The sequence below is a fragment of the Rothia endophytica genome (assembly GCF_928381505.1).
Classification (GTDB): Bacteria; Actinomycetota; Actinomycetes; order Actinomycetales; family Micrococcaceae; genus Rothia; species Rothia endophytica_A.
On record NZ_CAKMSJ010000005.1, the window covers coordinates 33,414 to 53,016 of the forward strand.

General features: G+C 54.2%; 20 protein-coding genes and 2 tRNA genes. 18 read left to right on the top strand and 4 right to left on the bottom strand.

Translation table 11 applies throughout. The features are described from left to right. The first annotated feature begins 6 nt into the window (after positions 1-6). Both L6990_RS07285 and L6990_RS07290 read left to right on the top strand, forming a co-directional pair. Positions 7-825: a PRC and DUF2382 domain-containing protein gene (locus tag L6990_RS07285; protein ID WP_237203412.1), complete on the top strand. Its 819-nt coding sequence runs from the start codon at positions 7-9 to the stop codon at positions 823-825. Positions 826-923: 98 nt separating this feature from the next. After that, complete coding sequence (locus L6990_RS07290; protein ID WP_237203413.1) at positions 924-1,808, top strand: SDR family oxidoreductase; 885 nt, start codon at positions 924-926, stop codon at positions 1,806-1,808. Positions 1,809-1,906: 98 nt separating this feature from the next. On the opposite strand, the gene L6990_RS07295 is transcribed toward L6990_RS07290, so the two are convergent. After that, on the bottom strand, positions 1,907-2,506 hold the full coding sequence (locus L6990_RS07295) for a DUF3887 domain-containing protein (protein ID WP_237203414.1): 600 nt from the start codon (positions 2,504-2,506) through the stop codon (positions 1,907-1,909). Between the two features lie 258 nt (positions 2,507-2,764). Between L6990_RS07295 and dusB the strand changes: the two genes are divergently transcribed. Both dusB and L6990_RS07305 read left to right on the top strand, forming a co-directional pair. Continuing rightward, positions 2,765-3,976 carry a tRNA dihydrouridine synthase DusB gene (gene dusB / locus L6990_RS07300; protein ID WP_425570030.1) on the top strand — a complete coding sequence of 404 codons (1,212 nt, stop codon included), beginning with the start codon at positions 2,765-2,767 and terminating at the stop codon, positions 3,974-3,976. A gap of 120 nt (positions 3,977-4,096) precedes the next feature. After that, a complete protein-coding gene (locus L6990_RS07305; RefSeq protein WP_237203416.1) occupies positions 4,097-4,639 on the top strand; it encodes a GNAT family N-acetyltransferase in 543 nt (180 codons plus the stop codon). A 308-nt stretch (positions 4,640-4,947) separates the two neighbouring features. On the opposite strand, the gene L6990_RS07310 is transcribed toward L6990_RS07305, so the two are convergent. Continuing rightward, the gene (locus L6990_RS07310; protein ID WP_237203417.1) at positions 4,948-5,535 is read right to left on the bottom strand and encodes a TetR/AcrR family transcriptional regulator; all 588 of its coding nucleotides are present in this window, start codon (positions 5,533-5,535) and stop codon (positions 4,948-4,950) included. A 75-nt stretch (positions 5,536-5,610) separates the two neighbouring features. Here L6990_RS07310 and L6990_RS07315 point away from each other — a divergent pair, with 75 nt between their 5' ends. From L6990_RS07315 to L6990_RS07345, 7 genes are all read left to right on the top strand, one after another. Then, entirely contained in the window at positions 5,611-6,324 is a 714-nt protein-coding gene (locus tag L6990_RS07315; protein WP_237203418.1) for a GAP family protein, read from the top strand. A 69-nt stretch (positions 6,325-6,393) separates the two neighbouring features. Then, complete coding sequence (locus L6990_RS07320) at positions 6,394-7,737, top strand: deoxyguanosinetriphosphate triphosphohydrolase (protein WP_237203419.1); 1,344 nt, start codon at positions 6,394-6,396, stop codon at positions 7,735-7,737. A gap of 23 nt (positions 7,738-7,760) precedes the next feature. Further along, a complete protein-coding gene (locus tag L6990_RS07325; RefSeq protein WP_237203420.1) occupies positions 7,761-7,955 on the top strand; it encodes a hypothetical protein in 195 nt (64 codons plus the stop codon). A 32-nt stretch (positions 7,956-7,987) separates the two neighbouring features. After that, positions 7,988-9,895: a DNA primase gene (gene dnaG, locus L6990_RS07330; protein ID WP_237203421.1), complete on the top strand. Its 1,908-nt coding sequence runs from the start codon at positions 7,988-7,990 to the stop codon at positions 9,893-9,895. A 115-nt stretch (positions 9,896-10,010) separates the two neighbouring features. Continuing rightward, positions 10,011-10,083: transfer RNA gene (locus tag L6990_RS07335), tRNA-Asn, on the top strand. A 363-nt stretch (positions 10,084-10,446) separates the two neighbouring features. Continuing rightward, positions 10,447-11,217: a sulfite exporter TauE/SafE family protein gene (locus tag L6990_RS07340; protein WP_237203422.1), complete on the top strand. Its 771-nt coding sequence runs from the start codon at positions 10,447-10,449 to the stop codon at positions 11,215-11,217. A 21-nt stretch (positions 11,218-11,238) separates the two neighbouring features. Then, positions 11,239-11,823, top strand: coding sequence for a rhodanese-like domain-containing protein (locus L6990_RS07345; RefSeq protein WP_237203423.1), 585 nt, complete (start codon positions 11,239-11,241; stop codon positions 11,821-11,823). A 72-nt stretch (positions 11,824-11,895) separates the two neighbouring features. On the opposite strand, the gene L6990_RS07350 is transcribed toward L6990_RS07345, so the two are convergent. Next, entirely contained in the window at positions 11,896-12,153 is a 258-nt protein-coding gene (locus tag L6990_RS07350) for a metal-sensitive transcriptional regulator (protein WP_237203424.1), read from the bottom strand. Between the two features lie 115 nt (positions 12,154-12,268). Here L6990_RS07350 and L6990_RS07355 point away from each other — a divergent pair, with 115 nt between their 5' ends. The 4 genes from L6990_RS07355 (at position 12,269) to L6990_RS07370 (ending at position 16,252) form a co-directional block, all read left to right on the top strand. Next, a complete protein-coding gene (locus L6990_RS07355) occupies positions 12,269-13,660 on the top strand; it encodes an MBL fold metallo-hydrolase (RefSeq protein WP_237203425.1) in 1,392 nt (463 codons plus the stop codon). A gap of 125 nt (positions 13,661-13,785) precedes the next feature. Further along, on the top strand, positions 13,786-14,694 hold the full coding sequence (locus L6990_RS07360) for a phage holin family protein (RefSeq protein WP_237203426.1): 909 nt from the start codon (positions 13,786-13,788) through the stop codon (positions 14,692-14,694). A 195-nt stretch (positions 14,695-14,889) separates the two neighbouring features. Beyond that, a complete protein-coding gene (locus L6990_RS07365) occupies positions 14,890-16,095 on the top strand; it encodes a glycosyltransferase (protein ID WP_237203427.1) in 1,206 nt (401 codons plus the stop codon). An 83-nt stretch (positions 16,096-16,178) separates the two neighbouring features. Beyond that, positions 16,179-16,252, top strand: a tRNA-Ile gene (locus L6990_RS07370). Here L6990_RS07370 and L6990_RS12000 read toward each other — a convergent pair. Further along, positions 16,212-16,574 carry a helix-turn-helix domain-containing protein gene (locus tag L6990_RS12000; RefSeq protein ID WP_369127821.1) on the bottom strand — a complete coding sequence of 121 codons (363 nt, stop codon included), beginning with the start codon at positions 16,572-16,574 and terminating at the stop codon, positions 16,212-16,214. The two genes, L6990_RS07370 and L6990_RS12000, sit on opposite strands and share 41 nt — an antisense overlap. Before the next feature lie 111 nt (positions 16,575-16,685). Here L6990_RS12000 and L6990_RS07375 point away from each other — a divergent pair, with 111 nt between their 5' ends. From L6990_RS07375 to L6990_RS07385, 3 genes are read left to right on the top strand one after another with little or no spacing between them, the layout of a single operon-like run. Beyond that, positions 16,686-16,922, top strand: coding sequence for a helix-turn-helix domain-containing protein (locus tag L6990_RS07375; protein ID WP_237203428.1), 237 nt, complete (start codon positions 16,686-16,688; stop codon positions 16,920-16,922). Next, positions 16,923-18,107, top strand: a complete 1,185-nt coding sequence (locus tag L6990_RS07380; RefSeq protein ID WP_237203429.1) for a helix-turn-helix domain-containing protein — start codon at positions 16,923-16,925, stop codon at positions 18,105-18,107. 53 nt (positions 18,108-18,160) lie between these two features. Then, a complete protein-coding gene (locus tag L6990_RS07385; RefSeq protein ID WP_237203430.1) occupies positions 18,161-19,030 on the top strand; it encodes a winged helix-turn-helix domain-containing protein in 870 nt (289 codons plus the stop codon). The last annotated feature ends 573 nt before the right edge of the window (positions 19,031-19,603 follow it).

The window sequence follows — 19,603 nt, forward strand, 5'->3', positions numbered from 1 at the left end:
AGACCTATGGCTACTAACGAAACTATCGAAACTCTGCGCAACTCCACCGTTTTTGGCCCCGAGGGTGAAAAAATCGGCAAGGTTGGCGAACTTTACCTCGACGCGCAGACTGGTAACCCCACCTTTGTTACTGTAAACACCGGTCTCTTCGGCACCAACGAATCATTCGTTCCTGTTGACCAGGCGCGCTACAGCGGCGACGAAATCCACGTTCCCTTCACGAAGGAATTCGTAAAGGACGCCCCCAACATTGCTGAAGACGGCGAGCTGTCACCCGCAGAAGAGCAGCGTCTCTACGAGTACTACTCAATGAGCGGCACTGCTACCACTCACGATGACGCTCGCACCTCACACGAGGGCCTGGCTGCTGGCACCGCAACCGCTGGCGCTACAGATTTCACAGAAGATCATCGCGATGCGCACGCTACCACCCCTCATGACGGCGATGTTGTTGCTCATGAGGAGCGTCTGAACGTTTCCAAGGCAACCAGTGCAACTGAAACCGGCCAGGTTCGCCTGCGCAAGGTTGTTCACACTGAGAAGGAAACTGTTGAGGTTCCCGTCCGCAAGGAAGAAATCGTCGTTGAGCGCACCGACCTCAAGGATGGCAAGACCGTAGATAACTACGATTTTGACTCAGCCGATGCACATGCTGACGTTACTGTTACCGCTCACGAAGAGCGCCCTGTCGTCTCAACCGAGACCGTGGCCACCGAGCGTGTCTCAGTGGGTAAGGAAGTCCACACCGAGACCGAGCGTGTATCCGCAGACGTCCGCAAGGAAGAAATCGTCGTTGACGGCGATGACACCCGTAAGAACTTCTAATAACCCCTAAAACTGTGAGTACCTCATAGTTGATATGAGCCCCGCACCTGCTGATCCAGCGTGCGGGGTTCATTTTTTACCCCTAGAAAGTGATTCTTATGTCTCATCTCGAAGACCCCCGTTCCAAGTACCCCGTAATTAGCCCTCCCGAGCAAACCCAGCCTGAACCTGGGCTCGATCAGAAAATGGAACCTCTCGCTGATTTGGGCGAGAAAACCTATCAGGGCAATGATCGCCTTGCTGGGCGTAATGCTCTGATTACCGGAGGTGATTCCGGGCTGGGAGCGGCTGTTGCCATTGCTTACGCCCGCGAGGGGGCCAACGTGGCGATTTCTTACCTGCCAGAAGAAGAGCCCGACGCTGAACTCATTATTAAGGCGATTGAGGAAGCTGGAGTGAAGGCGCTGGCGCTACCGGGGGATCTGCGTGAGCTAAAGCAGTGCCAGGCCATCGTTGAAAAGACCGTAGAAGCTTTCGGCGGTCTCGATATCGTGGTCAATAATGCTAGCCGTCAGGTGTGGCATGAAAGGATTGAAGATCTCAGCGATGAGGACTTCGACCACACGATGAAAGCTAATATTTATTCGGCCTACCGCGTTACTAAGGCGGCTGTGCCTCATCTTAAGCCCGGCTCTTCGATTATTTTCACCTCTTCGATTCAGGCTTATGAGCCCTCAGAGACGTTGCTGGACTACGCCCTGACTAAGGCTGCTCAGAATAACTTCAGTAAGGGGCTGGCACAGGCTTTGGCTCCTCGTGGTATTCGCGTGAATGCTGTGGCGCCGGGGCCCTTCTGGACTCCATTGCAACCCAGCTATGGCCAGCCCGTGGAGAAGCTAACCCAGTTTGGTCAGGACACTCCATTGGGTCGTGCCGGTCAGCCAGCTGAAATCGCAGGTGCCTATGTCTTCTTGGCATCAGATGACGCGTCCTACGTTGCGGGCGAGACCTTGGGTCTTACCGGCGGACGCCCCACCCCGTAGGTCTCACAGCTAGAGCACTGAACCTGCCCCTGACTCAGGGACCTCTAAGGTCTATGAGGCGGGGGCAGACTTTTTGGTGCAGGCCTATAAGGAGGTTTTTACCAGGGGAACTCAGCTGATTCGTTCAAATAGATGATGAAGCCAATAACTTTCCTGCGGGAGTTGAAGGCAATCTGTCCGACGGGTTTACCGTCTGTATGTTCTAGCGTGAAGTCTGCGATTGCAAAGATTGAGGTGTTGGGGACTTTGATAGTAGCCGAGAAAACCTTGAATTCGTGGGGGTTTGGGGCGTGGAGATTGAGGGAATCAACGCGCTGAAAATCTCCACATCCCTCCAATACTTCTTGCCACACCTCGGCAAGTTTTTTCTTGCTGAGTCCTCGTTTAGCGGTGAAAGAGAAGTAGCTGTGCACCTTCTCCCATTCCTGTTCTCCGATACGGTGAAGAACGGCTTTTGCGGTGTTGATGAGGTGCGCTTGGGTTCCTTCTGAAAAGTGCATGGGGGCGATCTCCTGAATAATCTTTGAGTATTTTTGGGCTGCTGCCTGGCGGCTAACCCCTAACACAGAGCCAATCTCACCCCAGGAGTAGCCATCATTTTTAGCGACCGCAATGCAGTGGTTGAGATGGTGTTCAGAGTCCTGAGCAGCCTCCTGGGCTAGAGCAATGTTTTCGAGTTGGGTGGGCAGATTTCCCATGGGGCCTCCTAGATGTGAAAGTGTCAATTATTTATTTCTCTTTCGCGTTTAATGATGCACATATTAGCGTGGGTGTGTCAAGGTTTTATTTCACTATTACATAGTGGTGCGTGAGCTCTGCATAGAATGGAGGCTTCACATGCTGGAGCGCACCCGGTCAAGCTGTCTAACCCACGCTGGGCCGGGGAGGGCGCCCTTGCCCGCTACTTTGTATCACAGCTGGCACTGTGAGGTGCCACGCTGACCGCCTTTGGTCAAATGTGCGAAAATAGCACAGTGACTCTTTCAACTGATACCCCCGCAGAAACCAACGCCGCGCCGCAACTTAAATTACCGCCCTTGCAACTGGGCAAGCTAACCGTTGATACCCCCGTGGTCCTGGCGCCCATGGCGGGCGTAACTAATAAGGCTTTCCGTACCCTCTGCCAGGAGTACGGTGGGGGACTGTACGTGACCGAAATGGTGACTGCCCGTGCCCTGGTGGAACGCAAACCTGAGTCTATGCGCATTATCGACCACGATGACCACGAAAAAATCCGCTCCATCCAGATCTACGGTGTGGACGCTGTGAACGTGGGTAAAGCAATTCGCATGGTAGTTGAAGAAGACCGTGCGGATCATATTGACCTCAACTTTGGTTGTCCTGTACCCAAGGTAACCAAGCGCGGCGGCGGATCAGCCCTACCCTGGAAGACTGACCTTTTTACCGCCATTGTTCAAACTGCGGTGCGTGAGGCGTCGCGCAATGATATTCCCCTGACCATCAAAATGCGTAAGGGTATCGACGAAGACCACCTCACTTATCTGGACTCCGCCAAGATTGCGCGTGACGCCGGTGTTGCGGCTATTGCTCTTCACGGACGTACTGCCGCCCAGCACTATGCGGGCAAGGCCGATTGGGATTCGATTGCTCAGTTGCGTGAAGCTATCCCCGATGTGCCTATTTTGGGTAACGGCGATATTTTCTCGGCCGAGGACGCTGTCGCTATGGTGGAGCAGACCGGTGTGGATGGTGTGGTTATCGGCCGTGGTTGCCAGGGGCGTCCTTGGCTCTTTGGTGATCTTCAGAATGCCTTTGAGGGGACAGCTGAGCGGTATCGCCCCGGTGTTACCGAAGTGGCGGACATGATTTACCGTCATGCTGAATTGCTGGTGGAGACTTTTGCCGATGAGCACCGCGGCTTGCGTGAGATTCGTAAGCACGTTGCATGGTACTTCAAGGGCTACCCTGTAGGTGGGGAGCTGCGCGCGAAGATGGCGACCGTCCCTGATCTGGCCACCTTCCGTGAGCTACTAGGCCAGCTAGACCATTCCATGGGCTACCCGGGTGCCGCTGTTGAGGGCCCGCGTGGCCGTGCCGGCACCCCAAAGGTCCCGTCACTGCCAGATGGCTGGCTCGACTCCCGCATCCTGGGCGACACCGAGCGTCTGGGTCTGGTGGAGGCTGAGCTAGATATCTCCGGCGGCTAGAGTCTCACCTTCGATATCACCGAAACCTTCACCGGCTCTTTCCGTGACGTTTGAGTGACTAAGAGCAGCTGGTGGCTGCATCATCGGCAACGAGCAGTGCGGGCTACTAGACTTAGACTCATGACTACCTACACCATTCGCCCAGAAACCTCTGATGACGCCCCTGCAATCGGTCAGCTTCATAGAGCAGCTTTCGAGACCGGCTACGAGGCACAACTCGTCGAAGATCTGCGCGCCAACCGAAGTGTCTGGGAACCTGGTGTGTCTCGGGTAGCTGTGGGCCAGAGCGGCCAGATTCTTGCTCACGCTCTGTTGACCCGTTGCTGGGTAGGTTCGGTGCCAGTACTTGCGCTCGCCTTGGTGGCTGTAGCTCCCACTCATCAGAAGCAGGGTATCGGCAGCGAGCTGACCCGTAGCGTCCTGTCGGCAGCCAGAGAAAAAGCGCTACAACTTAATGAGCCGGCCTGTGTGCTGGTGCTGGGACATCCAGCCTTTTATAACGCCCTTGGGTTTGAACAATCGCGTTTTCACGGAATCAAAACAAGTATGGAGGTGCCAGCTGAGGCTTTTATGGTCCTTAATCTTAACCCCGCTTTTGATCTGCCATCTGGCGAAGTTATCTACCCAGCAGAATTTGGGTTGAGCGAAGATGATGATTTATAGAACGCTCTGATACCTTGAGGGTTATTCAAAAGCCCCACCAGTCGCATAAAACACCAACCCCCGCACCACCGCAAACAACCTGGTGGTTTTCCGCCTAGTTTCGACAAGGTGGTGTGGGGTGCGCCCCGCCGGTCTAAAGAAGTAGCACATCAGTAAAGTCGTACTACTTAGCAACCGCGCCCCTGAAAGGTAAAAACTCATCTACCCGTAGCACCTCACTACATGGAGATAGGTTAAGGGGTAGCAGGTAGTCAATAAGAGGCGCACTCTTTTTTTGGGGGCGGGGGGTTGATAGGACGCGCGTACCTCTAACTCAGGATTTTTTTCAACCCGCTTCTGAGGTCAGCTTTAATATCATCTACTAGCCCTGATCGGCTTGGCACGTTCAGATAATCTAGGGTCAGGCCATTAATGAAGGCTGTTAGAAGCCGGGCGGTGCGAGGAAGATCTTCAGTGGCGACTCCCAAGTTGCCGGTAGAGTGCCAGGCGATCAGTGCCTGCATTAGCCGATCCTGAAAAGTGGCTAGCTCCTGTTGATACAACTTGGCTAGCCCGCTGCGTGTTGAAGCCGCTGCGCCCATAGTAATCCAAAGCGTGGAGTCCTCTCGTTGCACCTCTCCAATCGGTAGAAGCTCGAGTAGGGCAGTCGTTAGTCTTTCCAATGGATCAGCGGGTAGTTGTAGATTCTGCACCCGCTCGTGTTGCCGTGCTGTAGAGCGCAAGAGTGCTTTTTCGAGCAACTGATTTTTTGTGCCCATGTAGTACTGGACGGTACCGTGGGCAAGACCTGCTTCTTGGGCCACTTTCCGCACGCTCACTACATCAAACCCTTGTGTAACAATCACGCGGATTGCCGCATCGCTTATAGCGGCTTCTTGAGCAGATGTATCAGACATACATGCACTTTATCAACGAAGATATCTTAACTCTATTTTCTCATACGTTCGTATGATAAAGTCTAATGTGATTGCATGGAGGAGTGGGCTTTGGCAAACTTTCTATCATTATTGGCTCTAGCCTTGGTCGATAGTCTCAGTATGGGAACCCTCGTGATTCCTCTGGTATTGCTTCTCAAATGGAGGCATGTCCGGGTGGTCCCTTACGGGGCCTACCTGGCTACGATAGCCGCCTCCTACTTCTTGATTGGCATTGCGCTTTTCTTTGGGATGCGCAGGGTGACGGAAATCTTCAGTCAAGTAGCCGTCACCGCCTGGTTTAGTTGGGCCTTATTAGCATTGGGTGCTGCTCTGTTCATCTTCGGAGTTTTCTCGCCCAACCCTGTGAAGAAGACGGCGGAGGAGATTATGGTTGCCCGGGGGCAACAGGCTGACCAGAAGATCCGGCAGCGTGCAGGTTTACTGGGCATCGTTAGTTTGGCTGTTGGGGCAGCTGTTTTAGAGACGGCAACCATGTTGCCTTATCTTGCCGCTATTGGCATTATTCAATCGCTACCTGCACCTTTTGCAGTTCAGCTGGGGGTGCTGGGTCTTTATTGTCTAGTGATGGTTGCCCCGGCTGTGCTGATAGGATGTATCGCTCGTCTGTGGGGTGAGCGCGTTTTCGAAAAAATCTTCACAATAATGCCGCGTTTAGAGTACGAAGCCAAAGTAACGCTCCTATGGGTGGCGGCTATTGTGGGAGTATTGCTGGTCAGAAACAGTGCGATACAGCTGGGCTTGTTCTAGGAAACTTGAACCACCAGATTTCTCTGCACGCCTCCGAGGGGGGGGGCATATCCTACTAAACTTGGAGCTATGAGCGTCGAAAAGTCATCAAGTGCGTATCTCAGTGAGCTCGCCCCCAGTCCCGGTTACACCGAGGCGGACGCCGCCCGCTGGGTGCCCGAGCACCATAAGTTTGTTTACCGTTCGCCCTTTGAGCGAGATCGTGCTCGTGTGTTGCACTCGGCCGCACTGCGCCGTTTGGGGGCTAAAACGCAGGTGGTTGACCCCGATACCGATGACTTTGTGCGTACCCGTCTTACTCACTCCCTAGAGGTCGCCCAGATTGGGCGTGAGGTGGGTAGAATGCTGGGGTGCGACCCCGATGTGGTTGACGCGGCCTGCCTTTCCCACGACCTGGGTCACCCGCCTTTTGGGCACAATGGTGAAACTGCCCTGGATAAACTCGCTGCGGACGCCGGCGGGTTTGAGGGTAATGCGCAAACCCTCCGCCTGCTCACCCGTATTGAACCCAAGGTGATGCGGCACGATGGTGGCAGTGCGGGGCTCAACCTGACCCGGGCGTCCTTAGACGCCACCTGTAAGTACCCATGGGGGTATGCCGACGCCCCGCCACGGCCGGACGGTAGACCCAACCGCAAGTTCGGTGTCTATGCCGATGACCTGCCGGTCTTCACCTGGTTTCGAGCCGGTGCCCTTGAAGCTGGGGCGGCGCCCACCCAAAAATGTATCGAAGCGCAGGTTATGGATCTTGCCGATGATATCTCCTACTCGGTGCATGACGTTGAGGATGCCGTGTTTGGCGGTCACGTGCAACTGGATGATCTCAAGAATCCCAGTACCCGCGAGATTCTGTTTGAAAAAACTCGCCAGTGGTACCTGCCGGGATCTGACGATAGTACCCTCGATGCCGCCCTGAACCGTCTAGAAAACCTGGAACGCTGGGTGCCTTTTATGAGCGGTACTCGCAGTTCTCATGCCTCTTTCAAAGCACTGACTTCAAAACTCATTGGTCGTTTTGCGGCCTCGGCAATGAACGCCACCCGTGATGTTTACGGTGATGGGGATTTGACTCGCTACAGCGCCCAGTTGGTGGTGCCCCAAGAAACCGAGCATGAGATTGCCGTGCTCAAGGGCATTGCCACCACCTTTGTCATGACCTCTCGTGACGCCCAGCCTCACTACGAAAACCAGAAAGAAATTCTGGAGTTTCTAGTGGCAGCCTTGCTGGAGAACCCTGAATACCTTGAACCTGTCTTTGCTGCTGACCTGCGTGAGCTAGGCCGCAACGATGACGTTGCTAAACTGCGCCTGGTCATCGATCAGGTCGCCTGCCTGACTGACCGCAGTGCCCTTGCCCTCTTCAAACGCATCACCGGGTCGAACTGGTCGGTGGGCAACAAGCCCCTTTGGTAGAACCCTTTCACGGAAGAAGAACAATGAGATATAAAAAATCTTTCAAACAGCTCGCCCTAGCGGCGGTAACCAGCCTCATGATTGGCGTGCTGGTGGGTGCAGTCACCGGACGATGGATATGGGGATTCACCGCCTTTATCGTGACCCTACTCATCGCCCTTTCACCCGAAAGCTTCGGGATGGGACGCACTCGCCCTGGCCCCCTCGACGATGAATAACCGCGTTTGACGCCTTCAACTACACTGGTAGGGTGGCTGGCTTAATTAAACGTGAAGACATCGATGAGGTACGCTCGCGCACCGATATCCGCGAGATTGTTGAAGGATATGTAACCCTCAAAAGCGCTGGCATCGGCTCTTTCAAAGGGCTCTGCCCCTTCCACGACGAGCGCACCCCCTCCTTCCACGTGCGTCCCCAGATGGGCACCTACCACTGCTTCGGCTGCGGCGAATCAGGTGATGTCATTTCCTTCGTAATGGAAATGGACCACACCCCCTTCACCGAAACGGTAGAAATACTGGCAGCCCGTATCGGCTATGAACTGCATTACGAACAGGGCACCGGCCAGACCAAAGAAGAGGTCGGCCGTCGGCAGCGTCTACTGGACGCCCACAAAATAGCCGCCGAATTCTTTCAAAAAAACCTTTACACCCCCGCCGCTGCCCCGGCTCAAAAGTTCCTGGGCGGGCGCGGGTTTGACCCGGCATCCAGCCAAAAATTCGGGGTAGGTTATGCCCCCAAGGGCTGGGATAATCTGCTCAAATATCTGCAGAATAAGGGCTTCACCACCGATGAGTTACGCGCCACCGGCATGTTCTCAGAGGGCAACCGCGGGCTCTATGACCGTTTTCGCGGCAGGCTGGTCTGGCCCATCCGCGGTATCGCCGGGGAAACCATCGGCTTTGGCGCTCGCAAGCTCTTTGACGATGATCAAGGCCCCAAATACCTCAATACCCCCGAAACCCAGCTCTACAAAAAATCCCAGGTGCTCTACGGCATCGACCTGGCAAAACGTAATATCTCCCGTCAGAAAAAGATTGTGGTGGTTGAAGGGTATACCGACGTCATGGCAGCCCACCTGGCCGGGGTCGATACAGCCGTTGCCACTTGCGGCACCGCTTTCGGCACCGACCATATCAAAATCGTGCGCCGCCTCATCTCGGATGACGGTAGCGGTGGAGAAGTCATCTTCACCTTTGATGGTGATGCCGCCGGGCAAAAGGCTGCCTTACACGCGTTCGCCGAAGACCAGCGCTTTGTCGCTCAAACCTATGTTGCCGTTGCTAAAGACGGCATGGATCCGTGCGATCTACGTCTAGCCCGGGGAGACGCCGCCGTGCGTTCGCTGATTGAGTCCCGCCGCCCGCTCTTTGAATTCGCCATCGATGCCACCCTAGCTGACTTTGATCTTGATTCCCTTGAAGGGCGAGTACGCGGTATGCGGGCCATCGCTCCTATCATCGCGGGCATTAAGGACGCCGCCCTGCGCCCAGCCTACGTTCGGCAGGTAGCAGGCCAGCTGGGCTTAGACATCGGTGAAGTGCAGCGCGCCGTCACCTATGCCCTTAACCACCCGCAACTCTCTGCTAGCCAAAAAGCTGAAGCTGCAGAAGCTGAACGTGCAGCCCGACAGGCAGGTGAAGAAACAGAGCAGAGAGCCCAAGAAAACCCCTTCGAGCAGCCCGACATGAGTGACCCCCTCGCCAAGCTAGAACGCGATGCCCTAGAAATCGTGGTGCAAAAGCCTGACTATCTCAGCGTCGAACAGTGGCAAGAACTCGCCACCGTGCAGTACCGCTACCGCATGCATGCTGGGGTGGGGCAGGGGATTATCGGTGCAGCAAGCACCATGGCACCCGTGCCCGGTCACGCCTGGGTCAACACCGTCCGAGCTCATGCCCCAGAGGAAGTACATGCCCTCATCGCCCAACTCACCGTGGCGCCCATCCCCGCGCGCACCGTCGACCAGCTAGTGCGCTACTCCCGCGACATTCTCAACCGTCTCTTCGAGCAACAAATCACTCGCCAAAAATCAGACCTACTCATGAGACTGCAACGAACCAACGCCGCCACCGAACCCAAAGAATACCGGCAAATCCAACAACAACTCCTGGAACTAGAAATGCAGCGACGCAAAAAAATGCAAGGGCAAGACTAGCTTCCACCAATACTTGCAATTTGTGACTGAGCTTACGGAATTTCGATTTGCGAGGTCGAAGCAACTCCAGTAAAGTTATTACTCGTTGCGGAGATGGAAACATCACCAAAAACATTCCCCCGTAGCTCAATTGGCAGAGCATTCGACTGTTAATCGAAGGGTTACTGGTTCGAGTCCAGTCGGGGGAGCAAAACGCAAGACCCAGCTTTTTAGCTGGGTCTTTTTGTTTAACCAGTAACCATTCCGCAGGCTCTCGTGAGCTCGCGCGCTCGCTCCCGCCTGCTCCATCTGGTTCGAGTCCAGTCGGGGGAGCAAAACGCAAGACCCAGCTTTTTAGCTGGGTCTTTTTATTTAACCAGTAACCATTCCGCAGGCTCCTGCGTCCGAATGTGCACCTTAGGTTCGAATGTGCAGCTTTAGGGCGCACGCTCGAACATAAGCTGCACGCTCGCCTTCACCAAACTTCTCAAGCCGCTGCTGTGGGAACTGTTGAAAATAAATACCCCTGGGGGTATAGTTTGGATGGTAGGTTAGTTAGCTGAAAGGTGCTTATGCTACTCGCTATGCTGTTAGGGGCCGTCATCGGCCTGCTCATGGGCGCCCTGGGCGGCGGCGGGGCAATTCTTGCTGTACCAGCTCTGGTGTTTATTTTTGGCTTTGAGCCTCAGGACGCCACGCTCGGCTCACTGGTTGTGATGGTAGCTGGTACGGTCTCGGGTATTGTCAATCACGCAAAAATGGGTTCAGTAGACCTCAGTAAAGGTGTGCTATTCGGAGTGCTGGGGATCGCTGGTACCTATGTTGGACGCTATCTTGCTGGGGGAGTAGATGGCAACGCCCTAATGCTCACCTTCGCCGCCCTCTTGGTGGTTGTAGCTAGCCTTATGATCAAAAATGCTGCGACTGGCTCACAAGCCGTCTCCGGCGATAGGGGTTCGGGAGGGCTGATGGGTGTCATCAAGATTATTCTGGCTGCTCTCTTGGTGGGTGTCCTCGTTGGTTTCTTTGGTGTGGGCGGCGGTTTTATGATCGTCCCGACGCTTACCCTGCTGATGGGTCTGAGTATGCGGCATGCGGTCGGCACCTCGCTGGTTGTCATCTTTATCAACTCTGTCGCGGGGTTGGGTGCCGGTTTTGCCCAGCTAAACCAGCTGGACTGGGGGGTGCTGAGTGCTATGGCCGGAGCGGCTGTACTTGCGGCGCTCATCGGAACCAGAATCGGTGCCAGGGTGCCTCAGAAAATGCTCAAGCTAGCTTTCGCCACCCTGCTTTACCTTGTAGCTATCTACACTGCTATCAACAGTTTTCTAGCCATCATCTAATAACGACATCAAAGGAATGACATGACCATCGATTCATCTTTACCTCAGTCAATCGACTCTGCCCGCTTAGGGCAGGTGCGCAGTGAGGGCAAGGCACTGTTGCTTGACGCAAGAACAGCGGCTGAGTTTGAAAGTGCCCATATTCCGGGGAGCGTCAACGTGCCTTTGGCGCTTATTGAAAAGCATCCCGAGGATCTCAGTGCTCACATTAATGAGGAAACCATTATTATTTGCCGTTCAGGTGCCAGGGCGCAGAGGGCTCAGAAGCTACTTGCCGGGGTGGGCGTGCTTAATACCAGCGTTCTGACTGGCGGTATTGAAGCGTGGAAATCAGCGCAAGGTGCTATCAATGCGGGCCCTGCTCGCTGGGATTTGGAGCGTCAGGTACGGTTAGTGGCTGGATCGTTGGTGTTGGGGAGTATCGCTCTGAGTGCGGTTGCGCCCAAGGCCAAGTATCTTGCCGGGGCTGTGGGTGGCGGTTTGAGCTTCGCCGCACTGAGTAACACCTGTGCCATGGGGGCAGCTCTGCAGAAATTGCCCTATAACCGTCAGGGTGAGGTGAGCTTGAAAGAAGCGAAGGCGCGCCTAGGGCAGCAAAACGCTTAGACGATAGATAAAGCCGCCGGGGCCATATGGTCCCGGCGGCTTTTTTGCGCCTGTGTTGGCAGCTAGTTCTGTTTACGCTAGTGAGAGAAACATCTTTTCTAGCTGCTCTGGGTTCATTTCTGGTTCTTCGGCGGTCAAGCACTGCTGTAGCCCGGCGGCAACGATGGCAAAACTTGCCCGGTCTACGGCTTTGGATGCTGCGGCTAGCTGGTTGACGACCTGCTGGCAGTCTGCACCCTCTTCTAGCATGCGGATGATGCCACCCAGTTGCCCCTGGGCCCGCTTGAGTCGGTTGATAGCGGGTTTGATGTTGTCTGGTTCAAGTTGCACGATGTTCTCCTTTTGTTGCTCTGTTTAGTATACCCCCGGGGGTTTGCTTTTGGGTTGCAGTTTGCTATGCTCAATAATACCCCCAGGGGTATTATTTCAAATGATAGGAGTCATCATGCTTTTTGAACGAATTTATGAAGAGGGGCTAGCGCAGGCAAGCTACTTCATTGGCTGCCAGCGCAAAGGCCAAGCCATTGTGGTTGATGCCCGCCGTGACATTCAGGTTTACCTTGATCTAGCTGCCAAAAATGGCATGGATATCATTGCTGTCACTGAAACCCACATTCACGCCGACTACCTTTCGGGAACCCGAGAACTTGCGTCCTCAACCGGTGCCACCGTTTACCTCTCGGGGGAGGGCGGAGCCGACTGGCAGTACGACTTTGACGGCACAAGAATCCACCACGGCGACACAATCCAGCTGGGCAACATCACCGTTACAGCTCAGCACACCCCGGGCCACACCCCTGAACACCTGTCCTTTCTCGTGACCGACGGCGCGGTAGCAGACCAGCCCGGCTATATGCTGACCGGTGACTTTGTGTTTGTGGGAGACCTGGGGCGGCCAGACCTGCTCGATGAGGCAGCAGGGGGCAAAGACACTCGCTTTGCAGGGGCAAAAGATCTCTTTGCAAGCCTGAAGAGAGTCTTCATGCCTTTACCAGATTACGTGCAGATTCACCCGGCACACGGCGCAGGTAGCCCCTGCGGTAAGGCCTTGGGGGCTGTGCCAACCACTACTGTGGGCTACGAAAAAGCTTTTGCATGGTGGGCGCCCTATCTTGAAAACGATGATGAGCAGGGGTTCATTGATGAACTTCTGGACGGCCAGCCGGACGCACACGCTTATTTTACCCGCATGAAAAAAGAGAACCGGGTGGGCCCAGCACTCATTGGGCAACCTGCTCAGCCTGAAAAGCTGAATGTAGAACAGGTTAAGAAGATGCTGAGTGACGGGTCAGCTTTACTGGTCGATACCCGTAATCAGCACAGCGTCCACGGGGGAACTGTTGAAGGTGCATTGAATGTTCCGGCAGGAGGCCAAGCCTCCAATTTTGCTGCCTGGGTGATCGACCCGGAGCGTGAGCAACGCCCGCTCATCGTCACTTTTGATGGTGAAGCTGACGTGGCTCAATTTAGGGACGCTCTCTACCGTGTTGGTATTGATACGGTGCGTTTCTTTACCCCTGATATCGCTGACCTTACGGACTATCAACCAGAAACTATCGCTCCGGCTGAACTAGACCAAGCCAGTTACGATGCCCTCATTGATGTGCGCGCCAAGGGCGAGTACGCTGCCGGCAGTATTCCGGGGGCGCAGCAACTTTCGGGTGGGTCAGCGCTCTGGCGCCTGGATGAGCTACCGCAGGCTGGTTCAACCCTGGTGACTTTTTGCCAATCAGGTGTGCGCAATTCAGTGGTGGCTAGCGGCCTGCGCCGGGCAGGTTACAAGGTGCTGGAACTTGAAGGAAGCTACCAGGGCTGGATGGATGAGCAGGGTGCCTAACTCTAGGTAAATAATTACGTCCAGGGCGTCAAGTATCTCGCCTAATAGGGCTATCAGCGGAGTAAACTGATAACTTGGTATAAAGCAGTACACAAGCACACTTATAATGCAAAGAGAGGTGGCTCATGACCACTCCGATGGATCCTATTGGGCATACTCGTGCTCAGAGCGTCCGCGCCGAAGAAATGCCTGCCGCTAACCGCGGTATCCGCGCGGGCATCAACAACATCAAATCCAGTGCGACCCAGGTTGTTGATGCAGGCAAGGTTCTTACCCGCCTTGCCCCCAAGCAGCTCAAAGACGAAGTTGCCATCGCCAAAATTGAGGTCAAAGAAAAGGGCATCGCGGTAGGTAAGGGCGCTGCAGTAGCTGCTGTAGCCGTCGTCTTCGCACTTTTCATGGCCATCGCTCTGGTCATCCTTGCTTACGTCGGTCTTGCCGCAATCATGCCTAACTGGGCAGCTGCCCTCGTACTGGTTGGGCTTTTCCTCCTGCTGGCTGCCGTGCTGGGCTTCGTTGGTTACAAGATGATCATGAAACAGCTTCCCTTCAAGCCTGAGTCAGCGATTTTCGGTGTGCTCTACGACCTCGGCGTGCTCAAGGAGGGCTCGGCAATGACTTCAAAGCGAGTCAAGCGTGAGCAGGCTGAAAAGGCTGAAGCTAAGAAGGCTGAATCAGAAGAGAACAAGAGCGAGGACTCTGAGAAGGCCCCTGCCGCTCCTGCTCCCAACAAGGAACAGCTCATCCAGCGCACCAAGCAGCGTCGTGAACACCTCAAGACTCTGCGTGATGACATCGAAAACCACGCCAACGACGTTCAGACCCGCGCTAAGGGTCTGAGCCAGGAGGCTAAGTACAGCGCCAAGAACACCCCTGCGACTGCGGCATCTACTGCGGCTGCAAGCGGCAGGAACCTGGTTAACAATGCGTCTGACCCTGAAACCCTGCAGGCTCACTGGAAGTCCTTCGCCGCTCTGGCAGCTTCCCTCGGTGCCTTCTTCGTATTCCTGGGCAAGCTCATTCGCCGCAAGTAAGTCTCACTGACCTACGAGCATGCACCCGCCGCCCTTTCTCAGAAAGGGCGGCGGGTTTTTGTTGAAATAGTGGGGTTTACAATCGGGTGAGAGTGAACCAGCTATCTGCACTGAACCTGCAAAAAATCAATCAATCCGGTAGTGTCTTGATGGTAGCAAACACCCTCTCTTCAACCCTTAAAGGTGACCACATCAATGGCCACGCAGCCCCTCACCATTCTTATTGGTGCTGATACCTACCCTCCCGATGTCAATGGTGCAGCGCAGTTCTCCCACCGTCTAGCACGAGCCATGAAAGATCGGGGGCACACGGTTCACGTCATGGCGTCCCGTCAAGAAGCAGGTAAAACAACCTCCTTTGACGTAGGTGGTCTAACAGAGCACCGCGTGCGCTCGCACAAGGTGGTTACCCACCCCTACATGCGTTTGAGTTTTCCGTGGGAAATTTATAAGGACGCTGAACGTATCGTGCAGCGTATTAAGCCCGATGTCATTCATGTTCAGTGCCACTACATTATCGGCAGGGTGCTTGCCAGAATCGGTAAGAAACACGGGATACGTGTTATCGCAACCAACCACGTGATGCCAGCTAACATCAACCCCTTCTTGCCTTTTCCTCAGTGGGGTAAGGACCTGGTAGAGAAAGCTTCATGGAACGATATGCGCCGGGTACTTTCACAGGCTGCGGTGGTCACTAATCCCACACAAATCGGGGCTGATGCCATGCGTGCTTCAGGTAAATTTAGGCGACTGGTGATGCCGGTGTCCAACGGTATTCAGAGTGAGAACTACGAGCTTGCTCCCGGTGAAACGATTGAGAAAGACCCTCGGGAGCTTCGTATCTTCTTTGCTGGTCGCCTGGCGGTTGAAAAAAATGTGGATGTTCTCATCGAGGCTCTTGCCCTACTTCCTGAGTCTTTGAACCATGTGGTTCTTGAAGTAGCTGGCAGCGGTGAAATCCTGGAGAGCTTACAGGCTAAGGCTCGTGAATTCGCTGTTGAGCACCGGGTGAGATTTTTGGGGTATGTCACCGACGAGCAATTACGGGACGGCTACCTGCGCGCCGATGTCTTCTGTCAGCCTGGTACCGCTGAGCTGCAATCTCTCGTCACGCTTGAAGCTATGAGTGCTTCTAAACCCGTTGTTTTGGCGAACGCGCTTGCGTTACCCCACCTGGTTGAAGAGGGGCAGAATGGTTACCTCTTCGAGCCGGGCAACCCCCAGGATCTAGCAGATAAGTTAGCTGCAGTGCTGCTCTTATCGGAGGGGGAGAGAGCTGAAATGGGTCAGTTTTCTCACCAGATGATTGAGAAGCACGCTGCCGAGAAGACCTGGCAAACCTTTGAATCTCTCTACGTATCGAATCAGGCTTACCATGATTTTGTGGCTGGTCGTCGCTAGCCAGGTTGGCAACAAATTTTTCTAGAGCAGGCTCTGTGCGGTATTCTTGGTAACGCTTACACTGCTTGATCGCGTGTGGGTGGGGGGCCTTAGCTCAGCTGGTCAGAGCAGGGGACTCATAATCCCTTGGTCGCGGGTTCAAGCCCCGCAGGCCCTACAACCTCATAAGTCGCTCCGGTTGGTATGAATCCAATCGGGGCGATTTTTTTATCCCCAAAATGTCCATGCAGAGCTGGAACGGGGACCTTGGCGTTGAGAATTCCATCACCAAGTAACTCGCCCAATGAGATGCCAAAGGCAGCTGAGATGGTTACCAGATCATTCAGATTGAAGGCTATTTTGCCTCGAAGCTTCTCTGATACAGAGGCTTGGGTAACACCTAAGATGTTTGCCAGTTCTTTCTGGGTCACACCTTCTCGGGTCATCCAGATTTTCACTTCTTTGCCAGCAGCTTCTGCTGGAGTAATCATTTCTTTCATATCTTATACATTACGAAGTGTGCCTGTCATAGTCAAGGAATAATTAAGAAAATATAGGTACAGCCAATATTTGACATTGCAGAATATAGGTACAGCCTATATTCTTTAGGTATGACCTATGCAGACTCAATCGCCGGCAACATCAGGGCAGAGGTTAGCCGCCGCGAGATCAACCAAACTGATTTAGCCCGCCACCTAGATATGTCCCAGGCGCAGCTGAGTAACAGGCTCCGTGGCCGTATCGAGTTCCGCCCCAGCGAGATTGAAAAAATCGCTGAGTTTATGAGTGTAGACATTGAGGAACTGACCAAATACATTCGCTTCGCTACCCCTAAGCGAGGTAGCTAAATGTCGCTGGAAATGATGGTGTGGGCTCTAAAAAAAGACCTCAAAAACTCAGAATTCCGAATCCTGCTCAACATCGCTAATGAAGCAGACAGCAGTGGCATCTGCTTCACCGGCCAGAAGAAACTATCCGCCAAGTCTGGACTCTCCATCAGAACAGTAAAGGCAAGTATCTCTGAGCTGAGAAAGAAAGATCTGCTGCACACCGAACGTCGCCCTGCAGAGTTCGCGCGGGGCCGGAATGTGGATGCAATTATTCTTCACCCTTGCATCACCCACTGGGACATTCCTCAGACCGAAGACCTCGAAGAAATCGAATACTCACGACAGCTCCGCAAGCAGTACGAGTACATCGAAAAAGAGGATATTCAGGACTCAGAATTTCAAGGTGCAAAATCTGCACCTAGATATGTTTCACCTAGTCAGACTCAAGGTGCAAAATATGCACCTTCAGAAGCTCAAACCACGTTCAAGGTGCAAAAAATGGACGTTCAAGGTGCAAATTTGAGCACAAAAACCGAAGGCGCCTTAAAAGGAACGCGCGCGCGTTTAACCCTTAATAACCCAGTGATTGATCAATCAATCACTCAATCAGCTAACACTAGAACAGGCGCGAGAGAAGAAACGCCCGTGACTGATGGATTGATGACTGATTCAAAAGACCTCCAAGGGGACATCTGCGGTGTACCAGCCAAGCTCTTCATCACCCAACTGCGAACCGGGCTGAGCCGCTACAGCGCAATGAACACCTCGCAGTTCGCCGCCACGGAGCTCCTGCAAGTCGTAGAAGAAATTCTCAACCGCACCAACCGCACCAAAGTCACCAACCCAGTCGGTTTCTGCGTCCGAGTCATCGGCAACGAAGCCGGTGGTATCCCAGCCATCCTCGAACTCATCGAGTCAAAAAGCCGCTACCAGCACAACCTGGCCATTGAAGAACACGCTCGACGCCTTGAAGAGCAAGAAGCAAAAACTACTCTGACCTGCCCCCGTTGCGACATCCAATACCCGGCCACTGGCGAATGCAACAGTTGCGCCGCAGACCGCAAAGCCCTCCAAACCCCCGAACCACCAACCGAGACCATCTACGGCCCAGACGGCAAGCCCCTACGCGGACTAGACCTCATCCACGCCATGCGAAAAGCCCAAAACCCCTCAGCCCTCAACCGCCAACCTGTTTCCCACTAACCCACAGCACCTGTCGTATCAAACCCGCAGTGCTCCTTGAAAGGACAATAACCATGACCACCGCACTCCTAGAACTCGACCAGATCACCACCGAGCCAGCCCTAGAACAACTCTCCCGTGATGAAGCACTACGCCTGACCAAAGACCTCAAGCACCAGCTCCACAGCACCTACACCACCGTGGTCTACGCCTGGCAACACCGCGTCTGGCTGACCCTGGGCTACACATCCTGGGAAGAATACCTAGAAACCGAAATCGGAGAACCTCAGCTCCTGAGCGTTCCAGATAAGGACCGTATGAGCACTATCGGCGCAATGGTCAACGCACAAATGTCATCCCGGGCCATTTCAGCAGCCACCGGGCTATCGAAGTCCACCGTGAACCGAAGCGCACAGCAAGCCCGCAAAGAAGGCATCATCGCCCCTGATGCCCAGGTTCTGACCCGTAACGGCAAGACCGCCAAAGCCTGCAAGGAACGTTCCCTCTGTGAAGAAATCCCAGAAAACCTGCTCGACATTCCAGCTGATGGGCTGGGACTCAAAAGTTTCACACCGAAGAAAACCGGTGCTCCAGCTGAGCCCACCAAGGCTCAGAACTACCAGCGAAGTGCTCCAGAGGAAAAGAAGCCCAGTGCTCACACACCAGGTCACGACCCGGGGCTTGTGGAAGTTTCAGAGGTAGCAATGGACTTTGAAGATTTAGCACGCCAGGTGATCGAAGCTAACGGCAAACAGCGATTTGATGCAGAGATCATCACTGACCAGATGATTCAGAGCATTACCCGCTCCGTTCTCACCGGTGCTGCTCTGCTAGAGCTGTTCAATCTCCAAGAAGACCTGCTTCAGGCCTCAGAAGGCACCGCAGAAACGATTGAATCAGCGGTTTGCACCCTTGACCGGGTACTTAGCGTTCTAGGTCGTTAGAAAGACGCACAGCTCATCATGTCCGGGGCATTAAAAAGCCTGAGCACCCTTATCAGGTGCTCAGGCCAGGACAATCACCAAACCAATAGAACTCTTTAGCACTACATCGAAAAAGCTGGCCAAAAATTCAAACCAGACCAGATTTTCCTCATGATGAAACGCTGCCATTGACTCAATGAATGACTCTAAGAATATCAGAAGTGGTACACCGTTTTGAACACTCCAACTAATCGCACTAGCCCCCGAATCAACCCTGATTCCAAGGTCACTCTCTGGCTAACCGTCATCCTCATCGGTTCTTTAGGGCTGACTTCATTCATGGTCTCCTTTAACGGGCTTCGGGACGTTGCCGCATGGGTCGGGCTTCGACGGTCCGTTGCCCGTGGGCTGGACACCATTGAAATAAACACATCACAAACGTCCAATTTGAGCGGCTGCAGATACCTGCGAATGAGCGGCGCTAGTGTAGAAAAATGCCTCTCGCCCCTGTGACCGGAGCCGCGCGACTCAACAGTATTGCAGCTGGGATCGTTCCGCGACTCTCGGCAGACGGCTGGGAAGTCGTCACTAGTG

Coding starts and splice junctions, on each gene's coding strand:
- L6990_RS07285 (WP_237203412.1), top strand. CDS start 7: ATGGCTACTAACGAAACTATCGAAACTCTGCGCAACTCCACCGTTTTT.
- L6990_RS07315 (WP_237203418.1), top strand. CDS start 5,611: ATGGAGGAGTGGGCTTTGGCAAACTTTCTATCATTATTGGCTCTAGCC.
- L6990_RS07360 (WP_237203426.1), top strand. CDS start 13,786: ATGACCACTCCGATGGATCCTATTGGGCATACTCGTGCTCAGAGCGTC.
- L6990_RS07290 (WP_237203413.1), top strand. CDS start 924: ATGTCTCATCTCGAAGACCCCCGTTCCAAGTACCCCGTAATTAGCCCT.
- L6990_RS07380 (WP_237203429.1), top strand. CDS start 16,923: ATGTCGCTGGAAATGATGGTGTGGGCTCTAAAAAAAGACCTCAAAAAC.
- L6990_RS07305 (WP_237203416.1), top strand. CDS start 4,097: ATGACTACCTACACCATTCGCCCAGAAACCTCTGATGACGCCCCTGCA.
- L6990_RS07320 (WP_237203419.1), top strand. CDS start 6,394: ATGAGCGTCGAAAAGTCATCAAGTGCGTATCTCAGTGAGCTCGCCCCC.
- L6990_RS07325 (WP_237203420.1), top strand. CDS start 7,761: ATGAGATATAAAAAATCTTTCAAACAGCTCGCCCTAGCGGCGGTAACC.
- L6990_RS07345 (WP_237203423.1), top strand. CDS start 11,239: ATGACCATCGATTCATCTTTACCTCAGTCAATCGACTCTGCCCGCTTA.
- L6990_RS07355 (WP_237203425.1), top strand. CDS start 12,269: ATGCTTTTTGAACGAATTTATGAAGAGGGGCTAGCGCAGGCAAGCTAC.
- dusB (WP_425570030.1), top strand. CDS start 2,765: ATGTGCGAAAATAGCACAGTGACTCTTTCAACTGATACCCCCGCAGAA.
- L6990_RS07340 (WP_237203422.1), top strand. CDS start 10,447: ATGCTACTCGCTATGCTGTTAGGGGCCGTCATCGGCCTGCTCATGGGC.
- L6990_RS07310 (WP_237203417.1), bottom strand. CDS start 5,535: ATGTCTGATACATCTGCTCAAGAAGCCGCTATAAGCGATGCGGCAATC.
- L6990_RS07375 (WP_237203428.1), top strand. CDS start 16,686: ATGACCTATGCAGACTCAATCGCCGGCAACATCAGGGCAGAGGTTAGC.
- L6990_RS07385 (WP_237203430.1), top strand. CDS start 18,161: ATGACCACCGCACTCCTAGAACTCGACCAGATCACCACCGAGCCAGCC.
- L6990_RS07295 (WP_237203414.1), bottom strand. CDS start 2,506: ATGGGAAATCTGCCCACCCAACTCGAAAACATTGCTCTAGCCCAGGAG.
- L6990_RS07365 (WP_237203427.1), top strand. CDS start 14,890: ATGGCCACGCAGCCCCTCACCATTCTTATTGGTGCTGATACCTACCCT.
- L6990_RS12000 (WP_369127821.1), bottom strand. CDS start 16,574: ATGAAAGAAATGATTACTCCAGCAGAAGCTGCTGGCAAAGAAGTGAAA.